Annotated in this window: 12 protein-coding genes; 6 read left to right on the top strand and 6 right to left on the bottom strand. The window is 61.2% G+C overall.

Annotated elements, in window-relative coordinates:
• Window positions 1-15: 15 nt before the first annotated feature.
• From U5A57_RS20540 to U5A57_RS20525, 4 genes are all read right to left on the bottom strand, one after another.
• On the bottom strand, window positions 16-615 hold the full coding sequence (locus U5A57_RS20540) for a GNAT family N-acetyltransferase (protein WP_321913505.1): 600 nt from the start codon (window positions 613-615) through the stop codon (window positions 16-18).
• A complete protein-coding gene (locus U5A57_RS20535; protein WP_321913504.1) occupies window positions 605-1828 on the bottom strand; it encodes an MFS transporter in 1224 nt (407 codons plus the stop codon). The genes U5A57_RS20540 and U5A57_RS20535 overlap by 11 nt, the downstream gene beginning before the upstream one ends.
• The gene (locus tag U5A57_RS20530; RefSeq protein WP_321913503.1) at window positions 1825-3180 is read right to left on the bottom strand and encodes a lysine N(6)-hydroxylase/L-ornithine N(5)-oxygenase family protein; all 1356 of its coding nucleotides are present in this window, start codon (window positions 3178-3180) and stop codon (window positions 1825-1827) included. Before U5A57_RS20530 ends, U5A57_RS20535 begins: the two co-directional genes overlap by 4 nt.
• 498 nt (window positions 3181-3678) lie before the next feature.
• A complete protein-coding gene (locus U5A57_RS20525; protein ID WP_321913502.1) occupies window positions 3679-4146 on the bottom strand; it encodes a YaiI/YqxD family protein in 468 nt (155 codons plus the stop codon).
• Between the two features lie 186 nt (window positions 4147-4332).
• Here U5A57_RS20525 and arcD point away from each other — a divergent pair, with 186 nt between their 5' ends.
• Window positions 4333-5796: an arginine-ornithine antiporter gene (arcD, locus tag U5A57_RS20520; RefSeq protein WP_321913501.1), complete on the top strand. Its 1464-nt coding sequence runs from the start codon at window positions 4333-4335 to the stop codon at window positions 5794-5796.
• 35 nt (window positions 5797-5831) lie between these two features.
• Here the strand turns inward: arcD and U5A57_RS20515 are convergent, their stop codons facing one another.
• Window positions 5832-6422 carry a dimethylsulfonioproprionate lyase family protein gene (locus U5A57_RS20515; protein WP_321913500.1) on the bottom strand — a complete coding sequence of 197 codons (591 nt, stop codon included), beginning with the start codon at window positions 6420-6422 and terminating at the stop codon, window positions 5832-5834.
• A gap of 36 nt (window positions 6423-6458) precedes the next feature.
• Window positions 6459-7385, bottom strand: coding sequence for a LysR substrate-binding domain-containing protein (locus U5A57_RS20510; RefSeq protein ID WP_321913499.1), 927 nt, complete (start codon window positions 7383-7385; stop codon window positions 6459-6461).
• Window positions 7386-7604: 219 nt separating this feature from the next.
• Here U5A57_RS20510 and U5A57_RS20505 point away from each other — a divergent pair, with 219 nt between their 5' ends.
• From U5A57_RS20505 to U5A57_RS20485, 5 genes are all read left to right on the top strand, one after another.
• A complete protein-coding gene (locus tag U5A57_RS20505; protein WP_321913498.1) occupies window positions 7605-8864 on the top strand; it encodes an aromatic ring-hydroxylating dioxygenase subunit alpha in 1260 nt (419 codons plus the stop codon).
• Window positions 8865-8916: 52 nt separating this feature from the next.
• Entirely contained in the window at window positions 8917-10008 is a 1092-nt protein-coding gene (locus U5A57_RS20500; RefSeq protein WP_321913497.1) for a hybrid-cluster NAD(P)-dependent oxidoreductase, read from the top strand.
• 550 nt (window positions 10009-10558) lie between these two features.
• Window positions 10559-11848 (top strand): glycine betaine/L-proline ABC transporter ATP-binding protein, encoded by a 1290-nt coding sequence (locus U5A57_RS20495; protein ID WP_321913496.1) that lies wholly within the window; start codon window positions 10559-10561, stop codon window positions 11846-11848.
• Window positions 11845-12726 (top strand): proline/glycine betaine ABC transporter permease, encoded by an 882-nt coding sequence (locus U5A57_RS20490; RefSeq protein WP_321913495.1) that lies wholly within the window; start codon window positions 11845-11847, stop codon window positions 12724-12726. Before U5A57_RS20495 ends, U5A57_RS20490 begins: the two co-directional genes overlap by 4 nt.
• 77 nt (window positions 12727-12803) lie before the next feature.
• Entirely contained in the window at window positions 12804-13685 is an 882-nt protein-coding gene (locus tag U5A57_RS20485; RefSeq protein ID WP_321913494.1) for a glycine betaine ABC transporter substrate-binding protein, read from the top strand.
• Window positions 13686-13715 lie beyond the last annotated feature (30 nt).

Here is a 13715-nt window from a genome sequence, read left to right as displayed (position 1 = left end):
ATGTCCTTATTGAATTTAGTGATCCTGCGTAATGGCTGCGTAAAAATCAGCGCGCGTGCAAAACGCGAGCGAGGCGATCTTTTCGCGGAACGCGACGTCCTTCGTGTAGACGAAGCCCATCGCACGATTCAGGGCGTGGATGCGTGCGTTGCGCGCATCGGGCTCGACAACGACGCGTTGGGCGCCAAGGCGCTCGAACAGGAACGCCATGAGCGTTTCGAACACGTGGCGGGTATAGCCGGACCTTCGTATGGCGGCGGGCCCGACGAACAGGTGCATGCCGAGATCGCCCGTACGCACGTCGTAGTGACCGCCAATCTCTTCGTGCGCCGGGTCGTAGCTTTCGAACAGGAAGGCGGGCGCGCCATCGTGCAGCCCGAGCCAGGCGCGTGCGTGCCCCGAGTCCTCGATAGCCTGATAGAACGCGGCCACGTCCGCCACGCTCTTGTCGCGCATGTTCCAGAATGCCGCGCGTTCTTCGACGAACCAGCGGTGCAGCGTGGGCGCGTCGCGTTGCGCGTCGAGCGCCCGGATATGAAAGGCCTCTGGCCTGGCGATGCGTGCAGCCGCGACATGACGCAACGCGACTTCGTCGGCAGCGATTTCAGTTCGCACGAGCGGTGACTCCTGTTTCGGCAATCGGGTTGGAGAGGGCGGCGCCTTGGGCGCGTGGCAGGGCGAGCAGCCAGACGCTCGCGAGCGCCGTGACAATGAGGCCTGCTGAGGCCACGAAGAACGGTGCGCGCAAGCCGGCTTCATCGACAATGGCGCCGGCCGCGAACGAGGCCAGCAGCACACCAAGGTTCTGGAAGAAGTTGATGACGCTGTAATCGGCGGCATAGGAGGCGGGCGTGCTCAGTGCGAACATCGTCACGTCGAGCTTCACGACAATCTGGAACAACGCCCAGCCGAACATCACGCGACCCACGACGATCCACAGCGGCGCTTCCACGCCTTGCAGCAGCATGCCGGCGGTGCAGAGCAGCAGGTTCGCGAGCATGTGGTCGGGCACGCGTTTGCCTTGCGCGGCGAGCCGCTTGTTCAGGCGCAGCGCGACGAGCGCAACCATGCCGGGAATGGCGAACACGAGCCCCGGAACCAGCTCGCCGGGTGCATGGGTGACCGCCTGCCAGTACGACGCCATGAACGGGCGGATGAGATAGACACAGAAGTCGAAGGCGAGCATGAGCAGGGCGAGGCACAGGATCGGCATGCGCGCACGCAGGCCCGGCTTTGACTGGGCATCAGCGGATTCGCCGGCAAACCGGCAGCGCCGCGCAATGCCATGCGTGCGGATCAGCGCAAAGCAGATCGCCATCTGCACGAAGTCGCCTGCGGCCATCGCGAAGATGCAGTGATGCGCGTCCCAGACCTGCATGACGAAGCCGCCCGCCACTGCACCCGCAATCGCGCCGAAATGCACGACCACGGAAAGCACGCCGATGGTATGCGCGTGCGATTCTTTCGCTTCGAGCCGCATCATGTACGGGTACATCAGCAGATAGCTGCTTTTGCACATGAACATGGCAAGCGAGAGCACCCAGAAGAGCGCCACCGTGGGCGCGAAATAGCTGGCCACCGAGAGCACGCCCGCGGCACATTGCGTGTAGACGAGCAGATGCATGGCGTCGAGCCGCTTCGCAATGCGCGCCCAGAGCGGCAGCGTGAGCATCACGACGATCGAGATGAACGCCACGTAAGCGCCCGCATGCACTGGGCTCGTCACGCCATAGCGCGCCGCGAAGAATTGCGGGTAGAACGGAATCAGGATTGCGTCGCTGATAACGGCAAAGGTCGTCATCAGGATGATCGTGCTGCGCAGCTTCATTGCGCCTCCAGCGGCACTTTCACGAACGCTTCCGTGTCGGGCACCGAGAAGTCCTGCAGCGCGATGCGCCGCTCGATCTTGTAGTGTTCGACACCGGTCAGCTCGCGCAGAATGCAGGAGTTGCGATAGCAGCTCATGCCAAGGTCGGGGTTGGTCAGCCCGTGGCTGTAGAGCCCCGCGTTTTGCACGAAGATCTCGCGCCCGCTCACGTCGATCGCATAGTTGCGCGAGAGGCGGTAGCGCCCTTTGTCGTCCCAGCGAATGCGGGCGCGAATGCCGTCGATGAAGCCGGGCACATTTTGCCCATAGCCGGTCGCGAAGATCGCACCGTCGGTGATATGCGTGTATTGCACGCCCTCGTCGCGCTGGACGAAGCGCAGGTGAAAGCGGTCGTCTACGCGGTCGTAGTGGCACGCGCTCAGCTCGGAATTGGTGATGAGGCGCGCGCTGTTGCTGCCGCGGCTGCGCCGGTCGTCGAGCAGGTCGTAGATCTGGTTGATGAGCGAGGCGTTGACGCCTTTGTAGAGACTGTCCTGCTTGGCGATGATGTTTTCGCGCACACCGACCGGCAGGTTGTAGAAGTAGTCGATGTAGTCGGGCGAGATCATTTCCAGCGTAAGCTTCGTGTTCTCCATCTGGAAGAAGCGTGGCGAGCGTGTGATCCACGTGAGCGAGTAGTCGTGCTCGTCGCTCTCCTTGAGCAGGTCGTAGAAGATCTCGGCGGCGCTCTGGCCGCTGCCGATCACGGCGATCGAACGCTTTTGCTGCAACTCGGTTTTGCGCGTGACGTAATGTGCGCTATGGATGCAGCGCTCATGCAGCTCGCCGCAACACGGCGGCAATTGCGGCACCGAGCCCACGCCGATCACGAGACGCAACGCGCGATGCGTGAACGGCTGCCCGGTGCGAGTGTGCCGCCCGCTCACCACGTAGTAGCCGTGCTGGGCATCGTATTCAACGTGCTCCACACTCGAGCCGAACGCGATGCTCGAAAGCTGGCTGATGGCCCATTTGCAGTAACGGTTATATTCGGCGCGGCTCAGATAAAAGCGCTCGCGAATGTAATACGCATAGAGCTTGCCTTCCTGCTTGCAGTAGTTGAGAAAACTGAACTTGCTTTTGGGGTCGGCGAGACTCACGAGGTCGGCGAGAAACGGGTTTTGCAGCGTGGTGTCGTCGATCAGCATGCCCGGATGCCAGTCGAAATCCTCGTTGCGTTCGAGGAACAGGCCGCGCAGATCGCGGATCGGGTCGGCCAGGCAGGCGAGGCTCAGGTTGAACGGCCCGAGGCCGATCGCCACGAAGTCGAGCACGCGCGAGGACGGACCCGGCTGGATATTAGTTGTACTCATGATTGAACTTTCACCTGGTGCGGAAAGGACCATGTCGAGTTACCTCATCGAAGGACGAATACGGCGAGAAAGCTCACGAGACGCAACCGCGCAACCGTTTGCGCGGGCGGGTGGTGTTCCGGTGCGAATGAGAGTGATTCGCGTTTGAGGATCATAGGAAAGTCGCCGCCCAATGGCAAGCGCGAAACGCATCCGGTCAGGATTCCAAACTATCGTGTCTGCCCAATACGCATCGCGGCCGGCCTGTGCGATCGGCGGCAAAGTCAGGCTGCACCGAGGCGCGCGCCGAATCGGCTGCGGTAAGGAAAGCGTAGGCTTCGCCGCTCCGGCGCCCCATTTTTGGCGTCAAATCATCCTGCGAAAGACCCTGTGCGTTGCAGGGGTTACATGCGCGCGGGGAATATTTCGGCTCTAATCGCGCGCGATTCGCCTGTGCGAGGCCACGAGCTTTGGGAAATCGTGATGCGATGATCTCAAACGTCCACGTGCGCTACGCGCTCACGCAGGTTTGCGCGGCGGCGGGCTATGCCGTGCGAGAAATCGATCGAGCTGCCCGGCGAACGTCTTGCTATCACGCGCGCTGAACGGCGCCGGACCGCCCGTTTCAATGCCTGCATTGCGCAGTTGATCCATCACGTCGCGCATCGTCAGCCATTCCTGAATATTTTCGCGTGTGAACCAGTTGCCTCGCGGATCGAGTGCCTGTGCGCTTTTGTCGAGCACGGCGGCGGCAAGCGGTATGTCCGCCGTGATCACGAGATCGCCCGGCTCGACCAGTTCGACAATGCGGGCATCGGCCGCGTCGAATCCCGCCGGCACCTGAACCGACTTGATGAAGGGCGACGGCGGTGTGCGCAGATATTGGTTTGCAACCAGCGTTACCTGGACTTCGGCACGCCGCGCGGCCCGAAACAGCATGTCCTTGATGACGGCGGGGCAGGCGTCAGCGTCGACCAGCACTTGCATAGAGGGATTCCCGGCATAGTAAAGCGCGATCATATCGCACTGCGGGAGATGCGCCGCGCATTGCGCGACGTGTCCGGTAGCTTCGTGCGGCACTGCGTTTTCCTTGCAATTGCCTGCGTTCGTGCCAACAATGAGTTCGCAATGGAGCCGCATGCCCCGACCTGATACTGCGAAGACGGAGCGGATATGAGCGACGCTGCCCACGGATTCGATGCCGCTGGGGAACACAGGGACTCAAACGGGCTGCGGCTGGGCGCGCTTGTTGCCCTCGTCGTGGGGTCGATGATCGGCGGCGGCATATTTTCGTTGCCGCAGAATATGGCCGCTTCCGCAGGCGTGGGCGCCGTTCTGATTGGCTGGGTCATTACCGCCTTCGGCATGCTGGCGCTCGCGCTGGTGTTCCAGACACTCGCCAACCGCAAGCCGAATCTCGACGGCGGCGTCTACGCTTACGCCAAGGCCGGATTCGGCAATTACATGGGCTTCGCCTCGGCCTGGGGCTACTGGATCAGCGCGTGGCTTGGCAACGTTGGCTACTACGTGCTGCTCTTCAGCACGCTCGGGTATTTTTTCCCCGTATTCGGCGAGGGCAATACGCTGCCCGCTATCGCCTGCTCTTCAGTGCTGCTGTGGAGCGTGCATTTTCTGGTGCTGCGCGGCATCAAGGAAGCGAGTTTCATCAATCAGATCACGACGATTGCGAAGATCGTTCCGCTCGTTCTGTTCATTCTCATTTGCCTGCTTGCGTTCAGGCTGGATGTCTTTTCGGCAGATATCTGGGCGAGCACGAATCCGTCACTGGGCAGCGTGCTGGATCAGGTCCGCAACATGATGCTCGTCACGGTGTGGGTGTTCGTCGGCATAGAAGGGGCGACCGTTTTCTCGGCGCGCGCGGCGGACCGCAAGAGCGTTGGCAAGGCGACCGTCATCGGCTTCTTCATCGTTCTTCTTGTGCTGGTGCTCGTCAACGTGCTGGCGCTCGGCATCATGAACCAGCGTCAACTCGCCGGACTGAAGAATCCGTCGATGGCAGGCGTGCTCGAACACGTTATCGGACATTGGGGCGTGGTGCTGGTGAGCGTGGGGCTGGCCATTTCGCTGGCCGGCGCGTTGCTGTCGTGGGTCATGCTGTGCGCGGAGATTTTGTTCTCGGCCGCGCGGGACCGCACGATGCCTGCGTTCCTGCGCAAGGAAAACGCGAGCCAGGTGCCGGCAAACGCGTTATGGCTAACCAACGGCATGGTGCAGGTGTTTTTGCTCATTACGCTGGTGTCGAAAGGCACGTACCTCTCGCTGATCTATCTCGCGACCTCGATGATTCTCGTGCCTTACTTCTGGTCGGCGATCTATGCGTTACTGCTCGCCATTCGTGGCGAGACCTACGAGCTGTCAAACAAGGACCGCCGCAGGGATTTGTTGATTGCCGCGGTTTCCGTGCTGTACGCGGCCTGGCTGCTGTATGCAGGCGGCGTGAAATACCTTCTGCTTTCGTCGCTGCTTTATGCGCCGAGCGTCATCTTGTTCGCCAAGGCGAGGCGCGAAGCCGGGCAGCCAGTGTTTACTCATCTGGAGAAAGTCGTCTTTGCGGCCGTGCTTGTTGCCGCCGCCGTGGCCGGCTACGGTTTGTATCGCGGGCTGCTGAGTCTTTGATTGCCCGGCCGATAGCCGATACGCGCTTATACCGCTTACACCAGGAGACACCACAGCGCAAAGAGCGGGGTGGCCCCCGAACGCATGGCGTGCAGGCTGTTGGGTGTGTTGTGCAGGCCGCCGCCGATGCCCGGATCGAACCAGTCTCCTTCACGTTGGCGGAATTCCCCCGCGCTGAGCAGCACATAGGCTTCTTCAGGGGGATGCCGATGATCGGGGTATCGCGTGTGAGGCGCGAGCAGCGAAAAGCCTAGCTGGACGTCGTAACGGCTCTCCATGCCACTCGGGCCGCAAATCATGCCGTGCACGTGTTTCTCGACATAGTCTTCGCTGCCATTCGATCCGGAAGTGCGCCGCTGCCAACCCATAGCGGGTTCGAGCAGCTTGATCGCGCGAGCCGCGTCGCCGAGTCCAGTGGTGTCGTCAAGCAGCGGCGCGAGCGCGGAGTCGAGGAGGGCACACGCGGGATAGCGTGTGCTGTTGCACCTGCCGTCGTCGGACGGCTGTTCAAGGCGCTCGAATACTTTCACGGCCAACTGGCGGCCCGCTTCCGGCAACGCTGCTGACTGAAACAGCGTTCGGGCAATGCGAATGAATTGCTCGAGGTTCTCATGTCGCTGATACACGGGGGCTCCTGTAATCTTTCGATAGTGCTTACAAGGTCAGCGCGGCGCCGGGTCGCCTCGCAGCCACTCAATGAGCTGCATGATGACCGGCGTGATGGTCCGGCCGTGAGGCACCACGACGAACCAGGCATCGCTGGGGCGCAATGTTGCGACGTCGATGCGGACCAGCTCTCCGGAACGAAGCAGATCGTCGACGAGGCGGTTCCAGCCCAGTGTAATGCCCTGTCCATAGCGCACTGCCTGAATCGCGTCGGTGTAGAGGCTGCACCGCAGCACCGTATTCAAACGCGTGGGCCGATACCCGACGGCGCGAAACCATTCGCTCCACACCATCCATCCTTCGGACGTTGCATCCGACTCCACGAGCGCCATCTTCGCCAGTTCGTCGAGCGAGCGGGGCATCCCGTACTCCTGAAGAAACTGCGGCGAGCAAACCGGAAAGACTTCTGCATCGAACAGCAAGGTCGAGGTCCCGTCCGGCCAGTTGCCGTCACCATAGCGCACGGCGACGTCGACCTCGACATGCCGAAGGTCGGCCGTAAACATCTCGGTCGACAACCGCAGCTGCAACGGGGGATCGAGCTTCTTCAGCTTTGCGAGCCGAGGCAAGAGCCGCAATTGCGAAAATGCGGCGGTCGATGCCAGCACCAGTTCTCTTTGCTCGGTTCCGCTCACCAGCCGATCGAACACGCCTGCGATCTTTTGCATGGACTCCGCGACGACCCGGTAGAGCGCTTCGCCTTCGCTCGTCAGATCGATCGAACGGTGCAGCCGGTGAAAGAGCGGCACGCCCAGTGTTGCTTCGAGGAACTTGACCTGTCTGCTCACGGCGGACTGCGTGACGCCCAGTTCGCTTGCCGCATAGGTGAAGCTCCCCAGCCGCGCTACGGCTTCGAACTCGACAAGGGCGGTCAGCGAGGGAACGATGCGGCGATAGCCTTTCGTTGCTTTGGTGGTTTTCATCCGCACTCACATCTGTCGACGGGTATTCCTGGTCTGACAATTCGTGCCAAACGGCCCGCGAGGCGCATTCGGACACCGCGTTTCCGGCGCATTTTCGCATGATTTAAATGAATGTGAAGCAGCTTATAAAGCGCGTTGACGGTGGAATTCGGCGGTCCAATACTTCACGCCATACCAGCGTCCCACGCGCTACGAAGCGCGCTCATCATGAGGCTCACCATGTCCGAGGTTCAAGTTCAAACGCACCGTGAACTACTCAATAGCCGCAAGAAAGGGCACGGCATGCCCGGTGAATTGTTCGGGCGGCAGGACGTCTTCGAAACGGATGTCGAGGTGTTCTTTCACAAGCTGTGGATTCTGGTTGGCGTGACGGCCGACGTGCCGGAGCCGGGCGATGTTCACACGGTGGATATCGGCCGGGCGTCGATCATCATCGTGCGCGACGACGACGAGAACGTGCGTGCTTATCGCAACGTGTGCCGCCATCGCGGCTCGCGCATCATGAAGAAGGCGGGCAAGGCGAGCGTGGGTAGGCTCGTGTGTCCGTACCATCAGTGGACGTACGATCTCGACGGGAGCCTCATGCATTCGACGCACATGGGCAAGGACTTCGACTCAGGCTGTCACAGCCTGATTCCGGTCCATGTGAAGACGGTCGGCGCGCATGTTTTCGTTTGCCTCGCCGACGTGCCACCCGCCGACTTCGAAAAGCTCGAAGCGGTCATGACGCCGCGCTTCGCGCCGTACGACCTCACGCGCACGAAGATCGCCCATGAAATGGAGATCGTGGAAAACGGCAACTGGAAGCTCGTCATGGAAAACAACCGCGAGTGCTATCACTGTGCGGGCACGCATCCGGAATTGACGAACTCGTTTCTTGCGGAGGACTTCGGCTTTTGCCCGGACGGCCAGAGCGACGAATCGCTGCAGGCCTATGACGGTTACCTGAAGCGCAATTCGGCATGCCAGGAGAACTGGGAAAAGGCCGGCTATGTTTGCGGCACGGTCGAAGCGCTCGACGAAAGCGTGGATACCAATTTCCGGACTCAGCGCCTCGTCATCTCGGGCGCAAACGAATCGCAGACGCTCGACACGAAAGTCGCCTGCACGAAGCTGCTCGGTGAGGTGCAACGGCGCGATCTCGGCGACGTGCACATGTGGGGCCATCATTCGTGGACGCACGTGATGAGCGACCATGCCGTGATTGCCTATGGCTTGCCGCTTGCGCCCGACAAGACGCTCGTGCGCACGGTCTGGTTAGTCCACGCCGACGCGGTTGAAGGCGTGGACTACGACCTGAAAAGGCTCACCGAAGTGTGGGTCGCAACGACGACCCAGGACGCCGAGCTCGTAGGGAACACGCATGCCGGAACGCAGGATCCTGCCTATATTCCGGGGCCTTTCTCGAACTTTACCGAGGCAGCGTTGGACCAGTTTTCGCGCTGGTACGACGCGAAGCTGAAGGCTCACGGAATTTGAGGTCGCCATGAGCGTAGCAGCAGATACCTGTTTCATCGCGCGGAGTGGGGAGATGCCCGATCGCTTTTGCAGTGCGAGCACGTGGGAGCGCGCAGACTCGCAGTGGCCGAGTCACGAGCGACGCACGCTCGCGTGCACGCGAGTGTCCGCCGAGACCCATGACGTGCGCACGTTCGTGTTCGGCACACAGGATGGCCGGCTTTTCAGCTTCGAGCCGGGGCAATTCATTACCGTGTCCGCCGAGATCGACGGCAAGGAGGTCAGCCGTTGCTACACGATCTCTTCGCCGCCTACACGGCCCTATACGCTTTCCATCACGGTCAAGCGGGTACCGGGCGGCGTCATGTCGAACTGGCTGCACGAGAACATGAGAGAGGGCGTCGAATTGAAGGCGTTCGGGCCGTCTGGCGTATTCACGCCTGCTTCGGGGCCGGCTGCCAGGAGTCTTTATCTTTCTGCGGGGTCGGGTGTCACGCCGTTGATGTCGATGACGCGAGCCGCGCTCGACCTGGGACTGAACCGCGACATCGTGTTCATTCATAGCGCGCGAACACCGGAGGACATTATCTTCCGCCACGAGCTTGCGCATTTGTGCGCGCTCTCGGACAAGCTGCGGGTCGTCCACGTGTGCGAGGCGCACGGGGGCGAGCCGGCCTGGTCGGGTCCTGTGGGGCGTCTCAGTCTCGATCTGCTGATCGACCATGTGCCTGACTACCGTGACCGCGAGGTGTTTGTCTGCGGCCCCGCCGGTTATATGGAAGCTTCCAGAAAGATGCTCGCGGAGGGTGGCCACGACCCCTCGCGCTACCACCAGGAAAGCTTCAACTTCGCGCAGACGGTGGAGTGCACTCAGGAGCCGGTTGCCGATCCGGCCGCTCAATCCGGCTTTACGGTGCAACTGGCGCGCTCGGGCCGCTCGTTCACCATGGACGCCTCGCAAACCGTGCTCGCCGCAGCGCGCAAGGCCGGCGTGCCCTTGCCGTCGTCATGCAGCCAGGGCATATGCGGGACCTGCAAGACGAGAGTGCTCGAAGGTGCCGTGGACATGAAACACAATGGCGGCATTCGCCCGCGCGAAATCGAGAAGGGTATGCGGTTAATGTGCTGCAGCCGCCCGACTTCAAACCTGGTTCTCGATTTGTAGCAGAAGGAGCGCGGTCTGAGCTGTTTCGACGGCTGCTTAGCCTGACCTGAAATGATCCTGTGCCCCGTAATGGGGCAATTCCTTTTTTGTCGTCTGAACTTTCGCTCCTTCCTCGCGGTTTTCGCGCATTTTCCTGGTAATTTCCCTGACTGAATCCCGCCAGGGCTTTCCCTTGTTCGACACGGTGGGCCCCGTCTGGCGAGGACTGGCCGGACGGCGCCGTTTCCGGCACTCAATTTCCTGCAAAGCCCCGGCCTATATAGCGAATGCGCACTACGTGCGTATTCGCTAAACATTTCATCGCCTTCTGCGTGCCTAGCACGCATTACCAAAGGTATGGGAAAGGGTCGAAAAAATGTAGCTGGAGCGCGCAATTTGGATTGCTACGCTGCAATCACTGCATCAGCGACTGCGCCGGAACCGGAATCAACAAAGGATTGGATTCGACGCCAGGCAGACGTTAATGCGAGCTGAATCGCCGCGCTAGAACTTCTGGTCGTAACGGAGTTCGCCAGCATCAATTTTCTGAACCAGCCAGTTGGGATGACAAATGGCCCCTCATCTGACGTTCGCACCGGGCGACGCAATGCCGCCAGGCGCAATCAACACAGCGGGTACGCCTTCGGTGGCCCGGCCCATTGCCCTATCAGGCACTGACATTCTCACGGTCAAGAACCTGTCGAAGATCTTCGGTCCGAAGCCCGAGATTGCCGCGCAACTGGTCAAGCAGGGGCTGGGCCGCGATGAAGTCTTCAAGCGCACCGGCAACATGGTGGCGGTCAACAACGTCAGCCTCAACGTGAAGGCCGGCGAGATCTTCGTCATCATGGGCCTCTCGGGTTCCGGTAAATCGACGCTCGTGCGCCTGCTCAACCGGCTCATTGAACCGACGTCCGGCCAGGTCGTCCTCGAAGGCCGCGATATCGCGCCCATGTCCACGCCGGAGCTGCGTGAAGTGCGCCGCAAGAAGATGGCGATGGTGTTCCAGTCGTTTGCGCTGCTGCCGAACCGCACGGTGCTCGACAACATTGCGTATGGCCTCGAAGTCGCGGGCATGAAAAAGTCCGAGCGCTATGCAATCGCTCGCGCCGCGCTCACGCGCGTGGGTCTTGGCTCGTACGAAAAGCTTTTGCCCGGCGAACTCTCGGGCGGTATGCAGCAACGGGTCGGTCTTGCGCGCGCCCTCGCGGTCAATCCTGCCGTGCTGCTGATGGACGAAGCTTTCTCGGCACTCGATCCGCTCATCCGCTTCGAAATGCAAAGCGAATTGCTGCGGCTTCAGAAGGAAGAGCAGCGAACCATCGTCTTCATTTCGCACGATATCGAAGAGGCCATCAAGATCGGCGGCCGTATCGGCATCATGAAAGACGGCTGCCTGATCCAGGTCGGCACGCCGGCTGAACTCATCCAGTCGCCGGCAGACGACTACGTGCGGGACTTTTTCCGTCACGTCGACGTTTCGCGCTTCCTCAAGGCCGACCGCCTGATGACCCGCGTCGAGCGTGGACTCATTGCCGGCGACGTCGGTGCGCCGGCCGAGCGTTACCTCAATCAACTGATCGACAGCGGCGCCGAGTGTGGCTATGTGTGCGATCAAGCCGGCCGCTACCAGGGCTGCGTCACGCCCGCTTCGTTGCACAAGGCGGGCGCCCAACCGCTGCGCGAAGCGCTGCTCAAGGACCTGAGCACGGTCTCGCTGGACACCGACCTGCACGAACTCAGCGCGATCGCATTGAGCCAGCAACACGACGTGCCGGTCACGGACGCGGCAGGCAAGCTCGCGGGCGTCGTGTCGTGCCGAACGATACTCAAACAGGTTATGGAGCGGAGGGCAGCATGAATTCGTCAGGCATCGGCAAGTTCGCAGAGAACGCCGTCAATTTTCTCTTCAATCACTTCCAGGGCGGGTTCAACGCGTTTTCCGCGGCGCTCGGCGCTGTCGTCAAACTGCTCGAGGACGGTCTGGGCGCCATCCCATTCCTCGCGATGCTGGTGTTTCTTGTGGCGTTTGCGTTGTGGCGCCGTGGCATCGCGTTCGCGGTGTTCGTCGGCGTCGCGCTGATGCTCATTCACTACATGGGGCTGTGGCCGCAAACCGTTGCGACGCTCGCGCTCGTCGTGGCCGCGACGGTGTTCAGTCTGATTGTCGGCGTGCCGCTCGGCATCTGGGGCGCGCGAAACAAGCGCGTGGAAATGATCCTGCGCTCACTGCTCGATTTCATGCAGACCATGCCGGCGTTCGTTTATCTGATCCCTGCCGTGATCCTGTTCGGGCTGGGCCGCGTGCCTGCCGTGATCGCAACGGTCGTGTTCGCCATGCCGCCTGTCGTGCGACTCACGACGCTCGGCATTCGCCAGGTGCGCGAGGAACTGCTGGAAGCGGGCCGCTCGTTCGGCAGCACGGACGCGCAACTGCTCTGGAAAATCCAGCTGCCGAATGCATTGCCGTCCATCATGGCCGGTGTGAACCAGACCATCATGATGTCGCTTTCGATGGTCGTGATCGCCTCGATGATCGGCGCGGGCGGCCTGGGTGAGTATGTGTTGAGCGGCATTCAGCGCCTCGACATCGGCATCGGCTTCGAAGGCGGGCTCGGTGTCGTGCTGCTCGCCATCGTGCTGGACCGCCTGACGGAGACGTTTGGCGCGAAGGCGAAGAAGAGGAGATCTGTCGCGAAAGTGAGCAAGGGCAGCACCACCGAAGCCGCGCATAGCTGACCAGCCGGTTACCTGCAAGTCACAGGCAGGTAACCGTGAAGGAACGGGTAGTTTCCACATCAATACGGAGTACTAACATGATTAGCGATGTTTTCAAATCACTCGTGACGAAGGTTGCGCTATCGACGGTTCTCGCCATGAGTGTCGGCGTCGGGTCTGCCGTGGCCGCGGAGCCGATCAAGATGGCGGTCACGGACTGGGCGGATGTACTCGCCACGGCCAATGTCGCCAAATACGTGCTCGAGACCAAACTGAACCAGCCGGTCAAGTTCGTCAATGCCGATATCGGCATTCAGTTTCAGGGCGTGGCGCGCGGCGATCTGGACATCATGGTGGGCGGCTGGCTGCCGGTGACGCACGCCGTGTACTACGCGAAGTACAAGAACGATCTGGACGATGTCGGCGTGATCTACACGGGCGGCAGAAACGGCTGGGCCGTGCCTGCATACGTGCCGGAGTCCCAGGTTTCGTCGATTTCCGATCTGAACAAGCCGGAAGTCAAGAGCAAGCTCGACGGCACGATTCAGGGCATTGGTCCGGGTGCGGGCCTGATGCAAGCCTCGCAGAAGTCGGTTGAGGCATACAACCTGAACGGCTACAACCTCCAGTCATCGAGCGAAGCCGGCATGCTCGCCGCCGTGTCGCGTGCGTATCAAACGAAGCAATGGGTCGTGGCCACGGTCTGGAGCCCGCACTGGCTTTGGCAGAAATGGCAGATGCGCTATTTGAAGGACCCCAAGGGCACGCTGGGCGGCGAAGAGCAGATTCACGCGTTCGCGTCCAAACAGTTCGCCACGAAGTTTCCCCGCGCCGATGTGTTCTTCAAGCATTTCAAGCTGACGCTGGCGGATGTCGAAGCGATCGAGCTCGAAGGCAACAGCACGAACGACTACGCGAGCGCTGCGAAGAAGTTCGTCGACGCCCACCCGGACAAGCTGAAAGCCTGGCTGCAGCAGTAAGCCGGCGATCCATATTCAAGGGGCAGGAAG

It is taken from the genome of Paraburkholderia sp. J11-2, from assembly GCF_905220185.1.
Classification (GTDB): Bacteria; Pseudomonadota; Gammaproteobacteria; order Burkholderiales; family Burkholderiaceae; genus Paraburkholderia.
Note: the sequence above shows the minus strand (reverse complement) of the source record. Positions and strands in the feature narration are given on the sequence as shown.